At 63.4% G+C, this 20,775-nt stretch carries 15 protein-coding genes and 1 pseudogene (1 of these 16 cut by a window edge); 10 read left to right on the top strand and 6 right to left on the bottom strand.

Annotated features, from left to right (window positions below; all coding sequences use genetic code 11):
- Nucleotides 1-287: pseudogene (locus tag GJA_RS26645) on the top strand (IS3 family transposase); it begins 901 nt to the left of the window's first position.
- Nucleotides 288-317: 30 nt separating this feature from the next.
- Here GJA_RS26645 and GJA_RS10235 read toward each other — a convergent pair.
- The gene (locus GJA_RS10235; protein ID WP_038499370.1) at nt 318-2,723 is read right to left on the bottom strand and encodes a DNA internalization-related competence protein ComEC/Rec2; all 2,406 of its coding nucleotides are present in this window, start codon (nt 2,721-2,723) and stop codon (nt 318-320) included.
- Between the two features lie 155 nt (nt 2,724-2,878).
- Here GJA_RS10235 and GJA_RS10230 point away from each other — a divergent pair, with 155 nt between their 5' ends.
- A complete protein-coding gene (locus GJA_RS10230; RefSeq protein WP_038491726.1) occupies nt 2,879-3,175 on the top strand; it encodes an ArsR/SmtB family transcription factor in 297 nt (98 codons plus the stop codon).
- Between the two features lie 91 nt (nt 3,176-3,266).
- Complete coding sequence (locus GJA_RS10225) at nt 3,267-4,451, top strand: MFS transporter (RefSeq protein WP_038491722.1); 1,185 nt, start codon at nt 3,267-3,269, stop codon at nt 4,449-4,451.
- Nucleotides 4,452-4,564: 113 nt separating this feature from the next.
- Here GJA_RS10225 and GJA_RS10220 read toward each other — a convergent pair whose 3' ends face one another.
- The 5 genes from GJA_RS10220 to GJA_RS10195 all read right to left on the bottom strand — a co-directional run bounded on the left by GJA_RS10220 (nt 4,565) and on the right by GJA_RS10195 (nt 10,203).
- Complete coding sequence (locus GJA_RS10220; protein WP_081905330.1) at nt 4,565-5,530, bottom strand: glycoside hydrolase family protein; 966 nt, start codon at nt 5,528-5,530, stop codon at nt 4,565-4,567.
- A 472-nt stretch (nt 5,531-6,002) separates the two neighbouring features.
- Nucleotides 6,003-6,806: a TatD family hydrolase gene (locus GJA_RS10210; protein WP_038491716.1), complete on the bottom strand. Its 804-nt coding sequence runs from the start codon at nt 6,804-6,806 to the stop codon at nt 6,003-6,005.
- Between the two features lie 2 nt (nt 6,807-6,808).
- Nucleotides 6,809-7,513: a lipoprotein-releasing ABC transporter ATP-binding protein LolD gene (gene lolD / locus GJA_RS10205; protein WP_038499364.1), complete on the bottom strand. Its 705-nt coding sequence runs from the start codon at nt 7,511-7,513 to the stop codon at nt 6,809-6,811.
- A 43-nt stretch (nt 7,514-7,556) separates the two neighbouring features.
- Nucleotides 7,557-8,822, bottom strand: coding sequence for a lipoprotein-releasing ABC transporter permease subunit (locus GJA_RS10200; RefSeq protein ID WP_038491713.1), 1,266 nt, complete (start codon nt 8,820-8,822; stop codon nt 7,557-7,559).
- A 106-nt stretch (nt 8,823-8,928) separates the two neighbouring features.
- Nucleotides 8,929-10,203, bottom strand: a complete 1,275-nt coding sequence (locus tag GJA_RS10195) for a lipoprotein-releasing ABC transporter permease subunit (RefSeq protein ID WP_038491711.1) — start codon at nt 10,201-10,203, stop codon at nt 8,929-8,931.
- Between the two features lie 199 nt (nt 10,204-10,402).
- Here GJA_RS10195 and GJA_RS10190 point away from each other — a divergent pair, with 199 nt between their 5' ends.
- The 7 genes from GJA_RS10190 (at nt 10,403) to GJA_RS26120 (ending at nt 20,768) form a co-directional block, all read left to right on the top strand.
- Entirely contained in the window at nt 10,403-11,407 is a 1,005-nt protein-coding gene (locus GJA_RS10190) for a hypothetical protein (protein ID WP_242404505.1), read from the top strand.
- Complete coding sequence (gene recJ, locus GJA_RS10185) at nt 11,404-13,104, top strand: single-stranded-DNA-specific exonuclease RecJ (RefSeq protein ID WP_038491705.1); 1,701 nt, start codon at nt 11,404-11,406, stop codon at nt 13,102-13,104. Before GJA_RS10190 ends, recJ begins: the two co-directional genes overlap by 4 nt.
- A gap of 237 nt (nt 13,105-13,341) precedes the next feature.
- The gene (locus GJA_RS10180; RefSeq protein ID WP_081905328.1) at nt 13,342-14,904 is read left to right on the top strand and encodes a CHAT domain-containing protein; all 1,563 of its coding nucleotides are present in this window, start codon (nt 13,342-13,344) and stop codon (nt 14,902-14,904) included.
- Nucleotides 14,808-15,506: an SIR2 family NAD-dependent protein deacylase gene (locus GJA_RS28275; protein ID WP_038491699.1), complete on the top strand. Its 699-nt coding sequence runs from the start codon at nt 14,808-14,810 to the stop codon at nt 15,504-15,506. Before GJA_RS10180 ends, GJA_RS28275 begins: the two co-directional genes overlap by 97 nt.
- Nucleotides 15,484-19,311 carry a WD40 repeat domain-containing protein gene (locus GJA_RS10170; RefSeq protein WP_038491696.1) on the top strand — a complete coding sequence of 1,276 codons (3,828 nt, stop codon included), beginning with the start codon at nt 15,484-15,486 and terminating at the stop codon, nt 19,309-19,311. Before GJA_RS28275 ends, GJA_RS10170 begins: the two co-directional genes overlap by 23 nt.
- Nucleotides 19,308-19,862: a hypothetical protein gene (locus GJA_RS26125; protein WP_051780604.1), complete on the top strand. Its 555-nt coding sequence runs from the start codon at nt 19,308-19,310 to the stop codon at nt 19,860-19,862. The genes GJA_RS10170 and GJA_RS26125 overlap by 4 nt, the downstream gene beginning before the upstream one ends.
- A gap of 105 nt (nt 19,863-19,967) precedes the next feature.
- Nucleotides 19,968-20,768, top strand: a complete 801-nt coding sequence (locus tag GJA_RS26120) for a hypothetical protein (RefSeq protein WP_061301575.1) — start codon at nt 19,968-19,970, stop codon at nt 20,766-20,768.
- Nucleotides 20,769-20,775 lie beyond the last annotated feature (7 nt).

Below are 20,775 nucleotides of genomic sequence, written 5' to 3'. Positions count from 1 at the left end.
AGTTCACTAGCAAGGATTGGCGCGATTTCTTGACTGCGCATCGGCTGGAAGCAAGCATGAGCCGACGTGGAAACTGTCACGACAATGCTGTCGCTGAAAGCTTCTTCCAACTGCTGAAGCGTGAGCGCATCAAGCGCAAGACCTATGCAACAAGGGATGACGCCAGGCAGGACATCTTCGACTACATCGAGATGTTCTACAATCCGAAGCGCCGCCACGGATTTAATGACAGGCTTTCGCCAGTAGAGTTTGAGCGAAGGCATTTTGAAAGGCTCGCGAGTGTCTAGCAGACTCGTGGAGATTCAAACAAAGCATATCTACTGTCCATGCCAGTAGCGCCGATGCTCGCGGCGATACTCCTCCACCTCGATGCCCGCACTGCCGGCGCCAAACCGCAGCGTCAGCGCGCCCGATTCATCGGTGCGCAGCCGCCGGATGCCCAGCTCGCCGTAACGCTGGTACACCTCCGGCTTCGGATGCTGATAGCGGTTGCGATGGCCGACCTGGAAAATCGCCAGGCCGGGATGCACCGCCGCCAGAAAGCCCGCGGTCGACGAGGTGCCGCTGCCGTGGTGCGGCGCCAGCAGCACATCGGCGGCCAGCTGGTCGCGGGCGCGCATCAGTAATTGCGCTTCCTGCACCGCTTCGATATCGCCGGCCAGCAGCATCGACTGGCCGGCGACGCTGATTTTCAAGGTGCAACTGCGCGCGTTCGATTTCAGCGCCGCGTCGTCGTAGCTGGCCGGCAACGGATGCAGCATCTCGAAGCGCACGCCATCCCAGCTCCAGCCCTGTCCCGCCACACAATGCCGATGCCGCGCCGCCGCTTGCACGATCGGATGATACGGCCACAGCGACGACAGCACCCAGCCGACCCGCAGATTATCGAGCAGCGACAGCGCGCCGCCGGCATGGTCGGCGTCGCTGTGCGACACGATCATCCCATCCAATGTGTCGATGCCGCGCGCCTTCAGGTACGGCACGATGACGCGGTTGCCGCCGTCCGAATCGGGCGAATAAAACGGCCCGGTGTCGTACAGCAGGCGGTGATGGCCGGTCTCAATCAGCAGCGCCATGCCCTGCCCGACGTCGAACGCGGTGACCCACAGCTGGCCATCCGGCGGATGGGCCGGTAACGCGGTCAGCAGCGGTATCCAGCTGAGCGCGCCGAGCCAGCGATGCGGCCAGCCGCGCGGCGCCAGCATCCACAAGGTGCCGGTCAAGGCCCAGCAAAAGCTCCACCACGGCGGCGCCGGGCCGCTCCACACCGCAAAACGGTAAGCGCCCAGCCATTCCAGCAGCATCGCCAAGCCTTGCACGATGGCGTGCGCCAGCCACAGCAACCCGCCGGACAATGGCGCCGGCAGCAAGCTGCCGGCCAGCGACAACGGCGTGACGACCAGGCTGATCAAGGGAATCGCCAGCGCATTGGCCACCGGGCTGACCAGCGACACCTGCGAAAACAGCAGCATCGTCAGCGGCACCAGTCCCAGCGTGACGACATACTGGGTATGCGCGCCCAGCATCAGCTTGTCGCGCAGGCGCTGGCCACGGCTAAGTAAAGGATCGGGCCGGCGCACGGTGCGCCCGACCGTCGCATACAGGATGATGGCGACCGCGCCGAACGACAGCCAGAACCCCGGCCACAGCACGGCCCACGGATCGAGCAGCACCACCAGTCCGAGCGCGCTGCACAGCACATGCGATACGTTCGTGATGCGCCCCGACCACAGCGCGATAGCGACCACGATCAGCATGTACAAGGTGCGCTGGGCCGGCACGCCGAAGCCGGCCAGCAGCACATACAGCAACGCGGCCAAGACGCCGGCCAGCGCGGCGACTTTTTGCGCCGGCAAGATCAATGGCAATTGCCGGCCGGTGAAAAAGGAGCGCCGCCACAAGTGCGAGGCGATCAGCGCGAACAGGCCGGCGATCATCGTGATATGCAGACCGGAAATCGAGATCAGGTGGCTGATGCCGGTGCGGTTGAATACTTTCCAGTCCGATTGCGCAATCGCGCGCTGGTCGCCGACCACCAGCGCGACGATCACGCCGGCGTACGGTTTGCCGTCCAGGCTGCGCATGATACGTTCGCGCAAGGCGGCGCGGCTGCGCTCGACCAGGTTGCCGGGACTGAACACAAAACTGTCGATGCGCCGGTTCTTGTGGCCGGGCCGCACATAACCGGTAGCGCGCAAGCCCTGCTCCAGCAGCCACACTTCATAGTCGAAGGCATGGGGATTCGCGTTGCCATGCGGCCGTTGCAGCCGCACCGTCAATTGCCAGCGCTCGCCGGGCTGCACGTCGCCGACCTGCGTGGCCCCGGCGACCGTATCCCGAAACCCCGCATACCACGACAAGGCTATCCGCGGCGGCACCCTAGCCGGCGCCCTGGTATCGCCATGCACCCGCTCCACCGCGAAATTGAAACGCACGCCTTGCGCAAAATGATAAGGCAGGCTGTCTATGGTGCCGACCAGCGTGATATCCTGCCCCTCGTCTTCCTTGGCCAGTTGCGGCGCCAACGCGAACTGGGCCAGCAGCGCGGCCCAGCAAAATCCCAATACAAGACCGGCCAGCGCGGCGCGCAGCGGGCCACGCCATAGCAGCAGGATCAGGACGGCGGCAACGCTACAGGCAAGCATGGTCGCCTGCCCGGGCAACACCGCGCGGGTTTGCAGCAAGGCCGCGCCGGCGACAAATCCGAGGATCGCACAACGCATGGTCGATGGCCCGGTCACAAAGATGGCCCAGTATGCGCGGCGCCCACGCCCGGTGATTTGGCGCGGCGCTAATGTAGATCAATTGATGCGCACGCCAGCCCCCCCGGGGACGGCATCACTTGACAACAATTAGTTAATTCACTAATATTCGATGCATGAAATCCGTTCTTGTCAAAGCCAACGCGCTCGCCAACACCAACCGCCTACAGATGCTTGAATTGCTCAAGACGCCGGAGCTGCACTTTGCTCCTGGGGATTTTGATCAGAACGCCGGGGTGTGCGGCTTGTATATTTCCGAGAAATTGGGCATTGCCCCGCCGACGGCTTCCGCGCACCTGAAAGTACTGGTGCAGGCCGGTTTTCTGACGTCTTTACGCATCGGAAAATTCACCTATTTCAAACGGATTCCTTCGGCAATGGAGGAGTTTGCTGAAGATATACGGTCGGCCTAAGAATCCGTATCGACGTAAAGCCAATCTGGCACAACAATTAGTCAATAAGCTAATTTACAAATTAAAATCCCTCCCATGAATACCATATCATATGAATAACACGATGAGAATCTATCTGCTGACATTGATCAGTTTCCTGATTGGCACTGCGGAATACATCATTGCCGGCATCCTGGAACAGATTGCCCAGGACTTGAAACTCCCCGTCCCGCTGATCGGGCAAATGATCACGGTGTTTTCCATCGCCTTTGCGGTCGGCACGCCGATCGTGATTACCCTGACCGCTCAATTCGACCGGAAGAAACTACTGATCGGCTTTATGCTGGTGTTTGCCGTCGCCAACTTGAGCACCATCCTGCTGACCAGTTACGGATTGCTGAATGTTTCCAGGGCGGTGTCCGGCCTGAGCGCCGGCGTGGTGGAAGTCATTCTATTGACCCTGGCCGCCATCCTGGCTGCGCCCGGCAAAAAAGCGGGCGCCATTGCCATGGTCGTTGTCGGCTTCAGCGCCGCACTGGTGGTGGGCGTGCCGCTGGGCCGGGTAGTATCCGGCATGATGGATTGGCGCTATATCTTCTTGGGACTAGGACTGCTGACGCTGATTTCCCTGATTGCCGTCATCCATGTCATTCCCGGTACCCAGGGCGAGACGGCGATACCGCTGAGACAGCAACTCAAGCTATTGAAAAACAAGCAGATCTCCCTCGTGTATGTGATGACGTTCTTCTGGATCAGCGCCTTCTCGATTATTTACTCCTACATTTCGCCCTATCTGTCCAGCGTGTCGCATATGGCCGATGGCGAGATCAGCATCATGCTGCTGGTGTGCGGGCTGGCCAGCATTGCCGGTTCGCAGCTCGGCGGACGGTTTACCGACCGCTCCGGCTATGTGTTAACACTGCTTGCCGGTTTGCTGCTGCACTGCGCGACGCTGGTCCTGTTTGCGCTATTCGGCCAGATCAGCTGGGTCATGTACGTTTTGTTGATTAGCTGGTCGGTATCGGCCTGGTCGTCGGGCCCTGCCCTGCAATTTCGCCTGATCAGCCTGGCGCCTGAATCGACCGGCATCATCTTCAGCTTGTATGCCTCGATGATACAGTTCGGCATGGCGGCAGGGGCGATAGTCGGCGCACTGGTGATACAGGCCGGCTCGCTCAGTGATATCTCGATGGTCGGCGCCGCCAGTGTGTTTCTTTCGCTGTTGCTGCTGGCGAAGATCACGCCAGCAGCAAACAGGCCGGCGCTTGATGTGTGTGTATCGGCGGAGAAAAGCTGACTGCCAGGGCTGGCAAAGGATGCGATTACCGCAAGGCGACGGCGCGCTGGATGACATGGCCGAGCAAGTCGGTCAGCAATCATCCAGCGCTTCCAGCGCCGGACCTATCCCGCTTACTGCGCCTTAAACGGCAGCGACAGATAATGCTGGCCCAGCTCCGTCAACTGGCCGCTGGCGCCCAGCAGGCTGGTGAAATGCGGATCCGGATTCCAGCGGCCGATGAACCACGCGTAACGGAACACGTCGGCGCGGTTTTCGCACAAGGCCACCATTTCGGTCATCTGCTTCTTCTGTTTTTCGACGGTGTCGATTTGCGCGCCATCGTTCTGGCTGTGCCAGTTCGCCATTTCGGTGACCCAGAACGGCTTGCCATACTTGACGAGACGGTCGAGCTGGCCGCCCAGGCCATAGTCGTACCAGTGGAACGCCAGGTAGTCGATCTGCGGATCGCGGCCGCCATTGGCCGCCCGGTATGCCGCATAAAAGGCGTCCAGCCACACCACCGGGTCGCTGAAGCCGGGCATGGTGCCCCAGGTCATCGCCGGGCCGACCAGCTTGACGCCGGTGTGCGCCGCAATCGCTTCATAACGCGGCCACAACGCGGCGGCTTGTTGCGGCGTCTGGTTGGACTGGTCGGTCAGGTTCGGTTCGTTCAGCAACAGCAGGTATTTGACGCCAGGGTTGGCGGTCAGGTAAGCCTCGACATCGGCGCCGTTGAACTGGCCGTTCCACAGCATCGGGTAATAATCCATGCCATAACGGGTCGCGTAATCCGCCGGCACCGCGCTGTTCGGACGGCTGCCCCAGTTGTACCACCAGCTGATGCCGGGCGCCAGCGCCGACAGGTCGGCCGGCGCCGACAGGTCGTAGGCGATGCCGCGTTTTGCGCTCTTGGCGGCTGGCGGCGCCACGGGCGCCGGTCCGGCGCCGGGTACCGCCACCGACGACGCGGCGGCGGAAGATCCGGAAGAGCCCGATCCACCACCGCAGGCGGCTAGCCCGCCGGCGGCGATGGTCGAAGCGACCAGCTTCAATAATTGTCTGCGGCGTTGGCCGTCCAGTTCGAATGGTGTGCTCATGTGATGAATATCTCGCAAGGATGTCGTTGATGGGAACATCTTAGATTGTGGAAACAAAAGAAATAAAGGAAATGTTTCCCTTGGGAAATATACTATCACTAATAAGAAAAGGAAAGCCCCACACGCATAACAAAACAACTATTTTTGTGAATCAGGCCTGTTGGGGGAAGTCCGCCGCCCCATTCAGCTCGGCCCAAGCCCCGCTGTTTTTGCTTAGCATGTCGACCTTTTTACGGGCGTCAGCCAGTGCCGCTTTGCCAAGTAGCAGGCGCGGCGGGATGTCACAGGACTCGGCCGCATTGACGATCGCGATCACCGCCCGAAGCGGGGCGCCTGGCTGTTGACCGTTGTAAGCACGCATCAGGTCGATGCGCGCCCAGGCTTATTTATGTGGCCAGCGCTGCGCCGCCGCTGGCCGGCATCAACGCCGCCAACCGGTGACAATGGCTACGGCAGCCATGGGAAGCAATGATCAGGCGGTTGCGGCATATGCCAGGCGCGGCAGCACCGCGTGCGCGTTGGCGCTGGTGGCGGCGGCGACTTGTTCAAGATCCAGGCCGCGCAACTCGGCCAGCACGGCGCCGATGCGCGGCAATTGCTCGGGACTGTTGCGCCCCGGGTGCAGCCAGCTCGGCGAAATGTCCGGCGCATCGGTTTCCAGCACGATCGACGACAGTGGCAGCCCGGCCGCCAGGCGGCGGATTTGCAGCGCGCGCGTAAACGTCATCGCGCCGCCGAAACCGAGTTTGAAGCCCAGGTCGATATAGCTTTGCGCCTGCTGGAAGCTGCCGTTGAACGCATGGGCGATGCCGCCCGCCGGACGGATCTGGCGCACATGTTTCAGCACCGTGTCTTGCGAGCGGCGCACGTGCATCAGCACCGGCAAATGAAATTCGCGGGCGATGCGCAGCTGTTCGCGGAAAAAATGCTCCTGCTTGTCGCGCATGGCCGCTTCGGTCAGCATCGGGATAAAGAAATCCAGGCCGATTTCGCCGATCGCGACAAAGCGCGGGTCGCCCATCGCGGCCTCGACCGCGCCGCGCAAGGCGAGCAAATCGTCTGCGCCGGCTTGCGGCACGTAGATCGGGTGGATGCCGAGCGCATAGCAGGCATTCTCCGCGCCGGCCGCCAGTTGCGCGACGGCGCCGAAGTTGGCCCGCTCCACCGCCGGGATCACGATCATGCCGACGCCCTGCCCGGCGGCCCGCGCCGCCAGCGCCGGCGACTCGTCGCCGAATTCGTGCGCGTCCAGGTGGCAGTGGGTATCGATCCACATGATCAGTAAGGCTGCAAGCCCTGGTCGGTCAGGCGCAGCACGCGGTCGCAGCGTTTCGCCAGTTCGATGTCGTGGGTGACGATGACGAAGGCGGTGCCGAGGGTGCGCGACAATTCCAGCATCAGGTCGAAGATCTGTTCGGCGGTGGCGTGATCGAGGTTGCCGGTCGGTTCGTCGGCCAGCACGCAAGCCGGCTGGGTCACCAGCGCGCGCGCCAGCGCCACCCGCTGGCGTTCGCCGCCGGACAATTCGCCCGGCACATGGACCACGCGCTTGGCCAGGTTGACCCGGGTCAGGATCTGCTGCGCCAGTTCGGTCGCCGGCGCCCGTTTCATGCGCCGTATCATCAGCGGCATCGCGACGTTGTCCAGCGCCGAGAATTCCGGCAGCAAGTGATGGAACTGGTAGACGAAGCCGAGCGATTCATTGCGCAAGTCGCCGCGCGCCTTTTCGCTGAGGGTCGCGAAATCCTTGCCCAGCAGGGTCACGCTGCCGCTGGTCGGCGTGTCGAGCCCGCCCAGCAGATGCAGCAGCGTCGATTTTCCGGAACCGGACGCGCCGACGATGGCGACCCGCTCGCCCTTGTAGATGTCGATGTCGATGCCCGCCAATACCTGCACAGAATAGCTGCCCTGGGTGAAGGTCTTGGCCAGGCTGCGGCACGACAGCACGGCCGGCCCTTGTGAAACTTGATTGGTCGTATTCATTACTTCTTCGCTCTTAAAATCACTCGTCACATCGCTTGTCATATCACTCATAGCGCAGGGCCTCCGCCGGTTTCACGCGCGCCGCCCACCAGCTTGGATACAGCGTCGCCAGGAAAGCCAGCACCACCGCCAGCCCGCCGATCTTCGACACGTCGGCCCAGCGCAGATCGGACGGCACGGTGCTGATGAAATAAATATCCTTGGACAGGAATTGCACGCCCAGCAGATGTTCGATGAACGGCACGATGACGTCGATATTGAGCGCCACCAGCACGCCGCAGCCGACCCCGAGTATCGTGCCGAGGATGCCGGCCAGCGCGCCCTGGATCACGAAGATCTTCATGATTGAACGCGGCGACGCGCCCAGCGTGCGCAGGATGGCGATGTCGGCCTGCTTGTCGGTGACCGTCATCACCAGCGTCGACACCAGGTTGAACGCGGCCACCGCGATGATCAGCGCCAGGATGATGAACATCATGCGCTTCTCGGTTTGCACGGCGGCGAACCAGTTGGCGTTCAGCTTGGACCAGTCGCGCAGCCACAGATTGCCGGGCATGGACGCCTTCAAGTCTTGCGCCACTTGCGGCGCGCGGTTCATGTCGCTCAGCCGCAGGCGCAGGCCGGACGGGCCGTCGAGGCGCAGCAGGCGTTCGGCGTCGGTGATGTCGATGAAGGCCAGGCTGGAATCGAATTCGGCGTGGCCGGCCTCGAAGATGCCGGTGACGGTGAAGGTGCGCAGGCGCGGCAGCACGCCGGCCGGCGTGACCTGGCCCTGGGCCAGCATCAAGGTCACTTTTTCGCCGAGGCTGACGCGCAGCGCGCGCGCCAGTTCGATGCCCAGCACGATGTTATATGCGCCCGGCTTCAAATCATTGAAATTCCCGCGTCTGGTTTGCTTCGCCACGTCGGACACATTCGGCTCTTCTTCCGGCAGCACGCCGCGCACTTCCGCCGGACGCAGCACGTCGTCGCCCAGCAGCATGCCCTGGGTTGCGACGAACGGCGCGGCGCCCTTCACTTCCGGATTCCTGAAGGCGGCGGCGGCATCCTTGCGCCAGTCGGGCATGCTGCCGCTGGCATCGAACACCTCGACATGCGCCAGCACCGACAGCATGCGGTCGGTGACTTCCTTCTGGAAGCCGTTCATCACCGACAGCACCACGATCAGCGCGGCCACGCCCAGGCCGATGCCGGCCATCGAAATGAGGGAAATGAAGGAAATGAAGCTATTGCGGCCGCTGCGCTTGCCCGCACGCGTGTAGCGCAAGCCGACCAGCCATTCAAACGGCAAATTCTTAAGGATACTCATGTGCTCCGGCGATCCGATACGTGTGATTCAGCAGTGTGCCATATAAATTGGGAAACATGGGCGTGTACGCCCATGGCGATGCTTAATGCATCCTTAATCGCAGGCATTATTCGTAGCGCAGGGCCTCGGCCGGTTTCACGCGGGCCGCGCGCCAGCTCGGATAAATCGTCGCCACCAGCGACAGCGCGAACGCGATCAAGCCGATATGCAGCACGTCCAGCCAGTGCACGTCGGACGGCACGGTGCTGATCTGGTAAATCTCCTTCGACAGGAAATGCATGCCCAGCAGATGCTCGATGACCGGCACGATGCTGCCGACATTGAGCGCCAGCACGACCCCGCCGGCCACGCCCAGCGCGCTGCCGAGCAAGCCGACCAGCGCGCCCTGGATCATGAAAATCTTCATGATCGACGCCGGCGACGCGCCCAGCGTGCGCAGGATCGCGATATCGGCCTGCTTGTCGGTGACGCTCATCACCAGCGTCGACACCAGGTTAAAGGCCGCCACCGCGATGATCATGCTGAGGATAATGAACATCATGTTTTTCTGGCTTTGCACCAGCGCATACCAGCTGGCGCTGACGCGCGACCAGTCGCGCATCCACAAGTCGCCCGGCATCGACGCCTTCAGTTCGCGCGCCACTTGCGGCGCGCGGTCCATGTCGGCCAGTTTCAAGCGCAGGCCGGACGGCCCGGCCAGGTGCAGCAGGCTTTCGGCGTCGTTCATGTGGATGAAGGCCAGCCTGGAATCGAGTTCATTGTGACCGGCTTCGAAAATACCGACCACGGTGAAGGCGCGCATGCGCGGCAGCAGCGTGGAAGCGGGCTGGCCCGGCTCCGGCTCGCGCTGCAGCAGCAGCGTGACATTCTTGCCGACCGTGACATCGAGCGCGCGCGCCAGGTCCACCCCCAGCACGATATGAAAGGCGCCCGGCTTCAAGTCGTCGAAACTGCCCTGTTTGACTTGCGCCGCGACGCTGGATACTTTCGGTTCTTCCTGCGGCAGCACGCCGCGGATCCCCGACGGCCGCATGGTGTCGTCGTGCAGCAGCATGCCCTGGGTTTCGACGAACGGCGCGGCGCCGCGCACTGCCGGATTGGCGAAGGCGGCCTTGACCTGGTCTTGCCAGTCCGGCATCGCGCCACGGGTGTCGAATACCTCGACATGGGCCAGCACCGACATCAGCCGGTCGGTGACTTCTTTCTGGAAACCATTCATCACCGACAACACCACGATCAGCGCGGCCACGCCGAGGCCGATGCCGGCCACGGAAATCAGTGAAATAAAGGAAATAAAACTGTTGCGCGCACTGCGCTTGCCGGCGCGCGTATACCGCACGCCGATTTGCCATTCGAATGGAAATTTCTTGATGATGCTCATGCGATCCCGCAATGGAAAACCCTGTGAGCGCGCAGTGTGCCATAGAAATTGATTTCACCACACCATTTATGCCATCGGCAAGCACGGGCCAGCCTGGTTTGTCCGCGCTTTTCTCAGGCTCGCCGCACAAAAACAGCGGCGGATGCCCTACAATCTCGGGATGAATCAACTTACCATCGTCCTGCCCTTCGCCCTGCCAATGGCAGAGCTCGCCAAAGACCTGATCCGCGCACTCCATGCGCCCGCGCTGGCGGCCTTGCTGTCACGCACCAGCCAATACGCCGTCACCCCGGTCGACAATGGCAGCCGCGTGCTGCCGCATGAAACCTGGCTGGCCCATGCGCTGGGCCTGAGCCCGGCGCCGCACGGCAGCGGCGCGAGCACCGCGTTCGCCCAGGCGGCGATGCGCGGCTACGGCTTGCAGCCGGATGGCGGCTGCTGGTTTTTAATCCATCCGATTCATGTGCAAATCGCCCGTAACCACTTGCAAATGGGCGACCCCCGCCAATTGACGCTGGATCAAGCGGACAGCCGCGCGCTGTTCGACGGCGCCAGGCCGTATTTCGACGAACTGGGCAAACCCTTGCTGTATGGCGACGCGCATACCTGGTTCATGCGCGCCGACGACTGGGCCCAACTGGCCACCGCCTCGCCCGATACCGCCACCGGCCACAACCTGAATGGCTGGATGCCGGAAGGCGCCAACGCGCTGGCGTCGCGCAAATTGCAAAACGAAGTGCAAATGCTGTGGTACGAAAACGCCGTCAACCAAGCGCGCCAGCAGCGCGGCCTCGGCGCCGTCAATTCCTTCTGGCTGTGGGGCGGCGCGGCACAGCCAGCGCCAAGCGCCAGCCCCCCGTTATATACCGCCGACGTGCCGTCGTGGACGGCGGCGCTGGCCGAACCGGGCCGCCGCGCGGCGACGCTGGACGGCATACTCAAAGACAATCCGCGCCAGGCGCTGGCCGTGCTGGGCAGCCTGAGCGGCCCCGGCCTGTCGGAAGACTGGTCCGGCTGGCTGATGCAGATGCAGCGCCTGGAACAGGAATGGTTCGCACCGTTGCTGGCGGCGCTCAAAGACGGCCGCATCGGCCAGTTGACGCTGGTCTTGAGCAACCGCGATACCTGCGCCGAATTCAGCGGCAACAAAAACGCCCAGCGCAAATTCTGGCGCGCCATCACCTTGAACAAGTTGTCGACATGACCCGTACCCGCATCGCCACCCGCCCCTGCCCGTTCCGGGTATCCGAAATGCTGCGCCAGGACGGCGTCCACCCAGTGCTGGCGCGGCTGTACGCGGCGCGCGGCCTGGTCGACGCCAAGGAGCTGTCGATTGAACTGAAATCGATGATGCCGCCGTCCGGCCTGCTGCACATCGACGCCGCCGGCGCATTCCTGGCCGACGCCATCGCCGCCCATAAACGCATGGTCATCGTGGCCGACTACGATTGCGACGGCGCCACCGCCTGCGCCGTGGCGCTGCGCGGCTTGCGGGCGATGGGCGCGCACGTCGATTTCATCGTGCCCAACCGTTTTGAGTACGGCTACGGCCTGACGCCGGAAATCGTGGCGCTGACGGCGCGCGAAAAATCGCCCGACATCATCATCACCGTCGACAACGGCATCGCCAGCATCGACGGCGTCGCCGAAGCGAACCGGCGCGGCATCGAAGTGGTCGTCACCGACCACCATTTGCCGGCCGAGACCTTGCCGGACGCGCGCGTCATCGTCAACCCGAACCAGCCCGCCTGCGGCTTCCCGAGCAAGCACCTGGCCGGCGTCGGCGTGGTGTTTTACGTGCTGCTGGCGCTGCGCGCCGAAATGCGCCGGCGCGGCATCTTCGACCAGCAAACCCAGCCGAAGCTGGACCACTTGCTCGACCTGGTCGCGCTCGGCACGGTGGCCGACGTGGTGCGCCTCGATGCGAACAACCGCATCCTGGTCGCGCAAGGCTTGAAGCGCATGCGCGCCGGCCAGATGCACGCCGGCGTGGCGGCGCTGTTCCGTGTGGCCGGCCGCGAGGCCCGCAGCGCCACCCCGTTCGACCTCGGCTTCGCGCTGGGGCCGCGCCTGAACGCCGCCGGCCGCCTGCAAGACATGTCGCTCGGCATCGAATGCCTGATCACCGACGACGAAGGCCGCGCGTGGGCGCTGGCCCAGCAACTGAACGACATCAATCTGAAGCGGCGCGAAATCGAAGCCGAAATGCAAGATACGGCCTTGCTGCACCTGGACCAGTTCGAACCGGCCAACAGCAGCACCATCAGCGTGTTCGACGCGGCGTGGCACCAGGGCGTGATCGGCATCGTCGCGTCGCGCCTGAAAGAAAAATTCTACCGCCCGACGATCACCTTCGCGCCCGGCGCCGACGGCTGGATCAAGGGCTCCGGCCGCTCGATCCCCGGTTTTCACCTGCGCGACGCGCTCGACCTGGTGTCGAAACGCGCGCCCAGTCTGATCGACAAATTCGGCGGCCACGCGATGGCGGCCGGCCTGACCATCCGCGCCGACGCGTTCGACGCGTTTTCACAGGCGTTCGAAGCGGTCGGGCGGGCCTGGCTCAGCCAGCAGCAACTGGAACGCGTGATCGAAACCGACGGCCCGCTGGAAGACGCGTATTACACCACCGACTTCATCGCGCTGATGGATGGCCAGGTGTGGGGCCAGGGTTTTGCGCCGCCGGTGTTTTGCGACGAATTCCGGGTGGTCAGCCAGCGCATCTTGAAAGAACGGCACTTGAAACTGCTGCTCGAAAAGAACGGCGCCCGCTTCGACGCGATCTGGTTCGGCCACACGGATGCCGTCGGCGAACGGGCGCGGGTGGCGTTCCGGCTGGACGCCAACGAATACAATGGCACGACCAAGGTGCAATTGATGGTGGAACACGCCGAACCGGCTTGACCGTCAGCGCAACACCCGGTCTACAGGCTGGCCGATGGCCTGAAAGTTCCGCTTTGCACTTTACGAATTATCAAAGACGGCATTGATCCAAGTAGTAGTTTGGGAGTGCGCAAGGCCGCCTGACGAATGCCGTGATAGTAATCGGCAATTAATTTATGCTCAGCACCCTATGTTCAGCACCCATATGACAGGCCGCGCATTTTCCGGATGAAGTAGAACGTATGCGGAGCGGCAACCATGACAATGGGGAATGCGGCGGGTCCGACAGCAAATGGACAAGCTTGCGAACTGGAACTGACACTGCGCTGGCTGCAGCCAGGTTTGTACACCGCCGCGTTGCGTTTCACCCGGCCACAAGACGATGCCGATGTGCGCATGATCGACACCAGCCCCGTCAAAATCGACCTCCAGGTGTTGGCGCAATACAAGGGCGACGCGGTACAGTACGGCCAGGCATTATCCTCCATGCTGTTTGGCAACGCCGAGATCCGCAACGGTTATGACTCGGCCCACAATATCGCGCAAGAGCGGCAACTGGTACTGCGCCTGCGCCTGTTTATCAGCAACAATGCGCCGGAACTGCATAATATTTGGTGGGAAACCCTGGCCGACCCGGTCGACCAGAGCCTGCTACTGATGCGCGACGACGTGGTGTTCTCGCGCTACCTCGGCAGCAATGACTGGCGTCCGCTGACGCCGGTTCGCGCGCACCGCCTGAAGGTGCTGGTGGTGATCTGCAATCCGCAGGATATCGGCGACTACCAGCACGGCAACCAGAGTTTCACGCCGGCCGATGTGCCGAACGAGAGCAAACTGGCGGCCACCACCTTCGCCGATTTCGATTATGACCTGCTGGCCGAACGCGGCCAGGCCACCTTCAGCAACATCATTACCAAGTTACGGCACGGATACGATATTTTCTACCTGATTTGCCATGGCGCCCTGATCGACGAAAAACCCCGCCTCTACCTCGAAAACGACGCCGGCGATACCGACGTGGTGCGCGGCAGCGAGCTGGCGGTGCGCTTGCGCGAAATGCAGCATCGCCCGCGCCTGGTGGTGCTGGCCTCCTGCCAGAGCGCCGGCGACGGCAGCGACTTGCAGGAAGGCCGCGCCCTGACCGCACTCGGCCCGCGCTTGCTGGAAGCGGGCGTGCCGGCGGTGATCGGCATGCAAGGCAACATCAGCATGGCCAGCGTCGCCATTTTCATGCCGCATCTGTTCCAGCAATTACGGCTGCACGGCCAGATCGACAGCGCCATGGCGGTGGCGCGCGGCCAGATACGCCAGCGCGCAGACTGGTGGATGCCGGTACTTTTCATGCGCCTCAAAGGGGGAGCCCTATGGTATGGCAACAGCGCCAGCAACGGCGGCAGTTTTCATTGGGACGCCTTGCTGACCGATATCAGCGGCGACCATACCGTGCTGGTGCTGGGGCCCGGCCTGGCGGAAGGCATCATCGGCTCGTCACGCGACATCGCCGCGCGCTGGGCCGACCATTATGGCTTTCCGATGGCGCCGCAACAGCGCGACGACTTGCCGCAGGTGGCCCAATACCTGGCCTATAGCCGCAATCGTAATTTTCCGTTGGAGCAATTAAGAAAGCATTTAAAAAAGAAATCAGCAGCAAATACCGCGATGAATTACCGCTGGACATGCGCAACGCAAAAGGCAAGGATTATTCGCTGGCCAAACTGGTCAGCGTGGTCGGCCAGTCGCTGCGCAAAACCGATGCGGCATCGGGTCAGGCGCAAGACATTTACAGCAAGCTGGCGCGCCTGCCCTTTACCACCTACGTGACGACCAACCGCGACAATCTGCTGGAAGAGGCGCTGGCAGCGGAAGACCGAAAGCCCGCGGTGGTGGTATGCCGCTGGCGCGAATTCGAGAAGAACGACGAGGCGGACTGGCCCGAGTCGGTGTTCGACACGGAACCGGGCTACCGCCCCAGCATCGAACGGCCGCTGGTATTTCAAGTCTTCGGCAATATGAGCGCGCCCTCCACCGTGGTGCTGACCGAGGACGACTATTTCGATTTCCTGGTCGGCTTTACGCGCAACCAGGCCAATACCGTGACCGGACTGGCGCCGTACATGCGGCGGGTATTCGCGCAAAAGGGATTGGTCTTTCTCGGTTTTCAATTCGACGACTGGGATTTCCGCACCCTGTTTCGTGGACTGCTGCGCCGCGAGGGCAACCGCAGCAGCGAACAGTATTCCCACATCGCGGTACAGATCGAGCCATTGGAAGGACGCATGATAGAACCGAAGGTTGCGCGCGACTATTTAAGAAAATATTTCACGTCGAATCGCAATGTCGAGATCTATGACTCAAGCCTGGAAAGCTTTGTCGATGAATTAACCCGGCAGTGGGGCAATCATGCAACCCGAACAGATCAATGAGCGCCGCGCCAAAGTCCGCGCCAATCCTTTCGTCGGTCCGCGGCCGCTGCAAGCGGACGATGCCCTGTTCGGACGCGATAACGAAACCCGGGATCTATGCGACTTGCTGGTTGCCGAGCGGCTGATCCTGCTGTATTCGCCATCCGGCGCCGGCAAGACTTCGCTGATCAATGCGGGCCTGATCAAACTGCTGCGCCAGCAAGAAAATTTCCGGGTACTGCCCGCCATACGCGTCAATCTGCTGGCCGCGGACAACAGCAGCCAGAGCCGCAACCGCTACCTTTACAGCGTCACCGAATGTCTGTCGTCGGACCTGGACGAACAGCAGCGCAACGCCATCGAGGCAGCCATGCCGCTATCCTTGTCGGCCTATCTGGAGGCGCGTCCGCACCAGCCGCAGGACGGCCCGCCGGACTCGGCACTCGAAGTGCTGATCTTCGACCAGTTCGAGGAAATTTGCACGCTGGACCCGACCGACCACGCCCTGAAACTGGAGTTTTTCCTGGAACTCGCGGTAGCGCTGCAAGACCGCCGGCGCTGGGCCATCTTCGTCATCCGCGAAGATCACATCGCCGACATCGACGTCTACAGCCACTTGCTGCCCACCTCGCTGCTGACCCGCTACCGCCTCAACCTGCTCAACCGCGGCCAGGCCTGCCAGGCCATCAGCGGGCCGGCCAGCGCGGCCGGCCATCCATTCGACCCGCAACATATCGCCGAACTGGCCGACGACCTGGCCACCGTGCGGGTCCAGACCGGCGACTCGCACCACCTGGCGATCGGTACGCATGTCGAGCCGGTACAGCTGCAAGTGGTTTGCCGCCGGCTGTGGGATTTACACCTGAAACAAAACCTCGGGCCGGCCGAATTGCGCAAATCGGGCGCCGTCGACGACGCGCTCGGGGAATTCTACGATAGCGTCATCGCCGCCACCGCCGCGATCGGCGGCGTCGCGGAACGCCGCCTGCGCGCGTGGATCGATCAATACCTGATCGTCGCCAAGTCGTTGCGCGCCCAAATCCTGCGCGAAACGGGATCCACGCATGGGCTGGATAACCACAGCATAGACTTGCTGGTCAGCGAGCATCTATTGCGCTACGACCGGCGCAACGGCCGCGAGTGGATCGAAATCACCCATGACCGGCTGGTCGCGCCTATCCTGGAGCGCAACGAACTCTGGCAGCAGCATAACCTGACCCCGTTCCAGCGGCAGGCGGCGCTATGGGACGCCCAGGGACGCGGCGACAATATGCTGCTGTCCGATAGCGCGATCGGCGACGCCAGCAACTGGTATGAAGCGCATCGCGGCGACGCCGATAAAAACGAACAGGACTACCTCAGCGCCAGCATCGCCGCCAGTAACGATGCCCGCTCGATCCTGCAGCAGCAGCGCCGCAACCGGCGCCAGATCCTCTGGCAGCGCGGCGGGATGGCGGTCATGGTGGTGCTGGCGGGCTGCCTGACATATCAGTGGCGTAATCAGCAGCGGCTGCGCAACGAACTCTATATTGCCTATAGCATCAACGAAATACGCAGCGTCAGCGGCGATGCGCTGACGCTGCCGCAAGGCCAATATGCGCAAACGCTGCGGCTGGGATTGAGCGCCCACGACTTGCTGCTGGCGGCGCCGGCCAAACAAGTGGCGGCGGGTGCACTGGCTGATCCGCAACAATTGACCCGTGCCGCACTGCTGTCCGGGCTGGTGGTGGTGCCGCCGACCAAACAAGTCTTCAACGGGCATAACGCCTCGATACGCCAGCTTGCCTTTCACCCGAACGGCACCATGATCGCCTCCGCCAGCTTCGACAAATCGGTCATCTTGTGGGATCTGCGCAGCGGCAAGCAAATCACTGCCATCCCGCACCCGGCGATGGTGTATTGCGTCGCGTTCAATGCCGACGGCAGCCTGCTGGCCAGCGCCGACGCGGCCGGCACGCTGCGCCTGTGGGCAAGCACTTTCACGGGCGGCAAACCCGGCGTCAGGCTGCTCAGCGAAAAGCATCATGCGGGCGCCAGGCTGACCACGCTCGCCTTCAGCCCGGACCAGCGCGCGCTGGCGGTCGGCATATGGGACCGGCAAGTAGTGGTGTGGGATATCAGCGATCCCGCCGCGCCGCTGGAGCGGGCGCGCTTCCAGGGCGCGGCCAAAGGCGCCGGCAAGATATATGCGCTGGCCTTCGTGGGACAGGATCGGCTGGCGATTGGCGATTTCAACGGTTATATCTGGCTATGGCCGTGGAACGCGGCCGACGGCGCCGCCCGGGCACTGGTCCGCACCATGCGGCTGAATCTGGCCGACAATGGCCATCATGGCGCCCCAGGCAAGGCCGGGGTCTATGGCTTGAGCTACGATGCGGTCAAGCAGCGGCTCGCCGCCAGCGGCTGGGCGGAAGTGCGGATAGACGACGCGATCACGGAACGGCGCAGCCGCGTCGCCGTATGGGATCATGCGACCGGCGTGCCGCAACTGGCAAGCGCGATGGGCAGCTATGGAAAATCCGATGCTCCCGCATTCGCCGCAGATTTCTCCGCCGACGGCAAGTGGCTGGCCTTTGTCGGCGGAGAAAGCAAGACCGTCGACGTCGATCCGCTATTCGATAAGCGGCAAGGACGCGACGCCTACTACCGGGCGCCGTTGCAACTGCGCTTTCCGGAGCGTCTGTACAGCGTCGCGTTCGCGCCCTACTCCGCGTCCATCCTGGCGGTTGGCGGCAGCCGCACGCTGTCGTTAATCGATTTAAACAACACCAGGCCCCTGCCGACGCAGGCCTTCGACATCGTTCCGCGCGGCTCCGCCGGCGCCGGCGGCTGGAGCCATGTGGCGCTGTCGGCCGACGGCCACACCGTCGCACTCGGCTCGTCGCACCAGGTCGCGTTACAGATTGCGCAGGACGCCACGCTTCACGGCTACGCCAAACAAACGCCTTTTGAGGTGCGCACCGCCAGCTTGACAGCGCTGGCGATGAATCGCAGCGGCACGCTGATCGCCACCGCCGGCCAGGCCGGCGAGAAAATCATGCTGTGGAACCGCGCCGGCCAGCTGCTGGCGCAATTGCCGGGGAGCGCCGAAAAATCGGCGCGCTATCGGCTGGCATTCCATCCCGACCCGCGCCGCGCGACGCTGGCGGTGGCGGCCGGCCATACTCTCTCGCTGTACGACGTCGGCGTACCGCGCCAGCCGCGCTTGCTCGACAGCGTCGCCGTAGACCAGCAGGCCAAGATACAGCAACTGGCGTTCAACCCGCTGGGCACCCAGCTGGCCACGATCAGCGGCGAGATCAGCCTGACCTTCTGGAGCGTCAGCGCCCAGGGCAAGATACAGCGGGCGGCCAACACCGGTCCGCAACAGATACCGGCACTGCTCGTCTCGGCGCTCGCCTATGCGCCGGACGGCAGCCATGTCGCACTGGGCACCACCGAACACGATATTTTCATCGTCGATGTCGCGACCGGCGCACGGCAGCCGCTGGACCAGTTGCATGAAGTCGATATCAGCGCGCTGGCGTTCAGCGGCGGCGCCCGGCCTGTGATGCTGTCGTCCGACCGCGATGGCCGCATCATGCTGTGGGATGCCGCCAGCCTGCCTTATCGCAGGCTGGGCCGCACGCTGACGGGCAAAGCGGCGGCACTGCCGGTGGCGCTGTCTGAAAATGGCGAACTGATTGTCACCGGCGGCGAGCTGCCGCAACTGTGGGACTTGAGGATGAGTTCGCTAGTCAGGCTCGCCTGCGGCATCGTCAGGCGCGAGGCGCTGGCGCCAGACGGCGCGGCGCCCAACGCTCCCTATAAGTCCTGCAAGCAATGAACACGCTTCAGGCACCGGTCCCGGCGCTCCGCTGCGCGCCCAATGGCGTCAATGGCGCCAGCGGCCGCTATATCGAGGCGGCCCTGGCGCCGGAGCAGCTTTCCGCCCTCGCGCTCGGCCTCCCCGCGCATCCTGCGGCATGCGGCGCCAGGCATAAGCTGGCGCAGGCAGAACCCCATCTGGCGCCTGGCTACGGGATCGATGCCGAACAACTGGCGCAGGCCGGCTGGGGAGTGCTGTTCCACAGCGCCGCCGAACCCGGCATCCACGCTGCACTGGCGCCGTTGCTGAATTGGCGCCAAGCCCAGGCCAACCAGCACAAGCCCTGCTATCGGGAATACCGCGCCAGCCGGGGATATCGGCCCGGCATGTCCTGCGACGACTTTTTAATCGAGAATGACAGTGCGCCGGGACAGGCGCCCAATCCGCTGCGCTTGCCCTATTATGTGCTGCTGGTCGGCACGCCGCATCAGATTCCTTTTTCTTTCCAGCATCAACTGGGGGTGCAATATGCGGTAGGGCGCATCGCCTTCGATACATTGGAGCAATAGGCCAATTACGCCCGCAGCGTCGTCGATGCGGAACAGGGCAAGCTGCGGCGGGCACGCCGGGTCGCGCTCTTCGCCCCCGCCAATCCCGACGACGAGGCGACCGCCTTGTCGCTTGAACATCTGGCGCGCCCCTTGTCCAGCGCCTTGTCCAGCGCTTGCGCCACGCGCCGGACGCCAGGCTGGTCGCTGGATAGCCATCTGGGCAACGATGCGGACAAGGCATGCCTGGCCGGCCTGATCGGCAGCCGGCGCGATCCGGCGCTGCTGCTCACCGCCAGCCACGGCGTCGGCTTCCCGGCCGGCGACGCACGCCAGGCCAGCTGCCAGGGCGCGCTGCTTTGCCAGGATTGGCCCGGCCCACTGGCGCACGCCGGCGCCTTGCCGCCGGCGTTCTTCTTTTCCGGCGAAGACGCGCGCCGCGGGCCTAGTCCGGCCGGCCTGGTCAGCCTGCATTTTGCCTGCTACAGCGCCGGCACGCCGCAATTCGACAACTTTGCGGCGGGCACGCGGCAAGCCCCGCGCCGGATTGCCGCCGCGCCGATGCTGGCGCCGCTGGCGCAGCAACTGCTGGGACATGCCGGCGGCGGCGCGCTGGCCTTCATCGGCCATGTCGACCGGGCCTGGGGTTATTCCTTCATGTGGCCGGGAGCCAAGGCGGCACAGATCGGCATGTTCGAAGACCTGCTGTGCAGCCTGATGGATGGTTATACCGTCGGCCATGCGATGGATATTTTCGGCCTGCGCCATGCCGTGCTGGCGGCAGGATTGACCGAGGAGCTGGGACGTATCCGCAACGGCAGGAAAATCGACCATGCGCGGATAGCCGGCATGTGGACCGCGCTCAACGACGCGCGCAATTACGTCATCGTCGGCGATCCCGCGGTACGGCTGGCCGCCCTCGCCTGACGCGGTG

It is taken from the genome of Janthinobacterium agaricidamnosum NBRC 102515 = DSM 9628, from assembly GCF_000723165.1.
Classification (GTDB): domain Bacteria; phylum Pseudomonadota; class Gammaproteobacteria; order Burkholderiales; family Burkholderiaceae_D; genus Janthinobacterium; species Janthinobacterium agaricidamnosum.
This window is presented reverse-complemented; position numbering and strand designations above follow the sequence as displayed.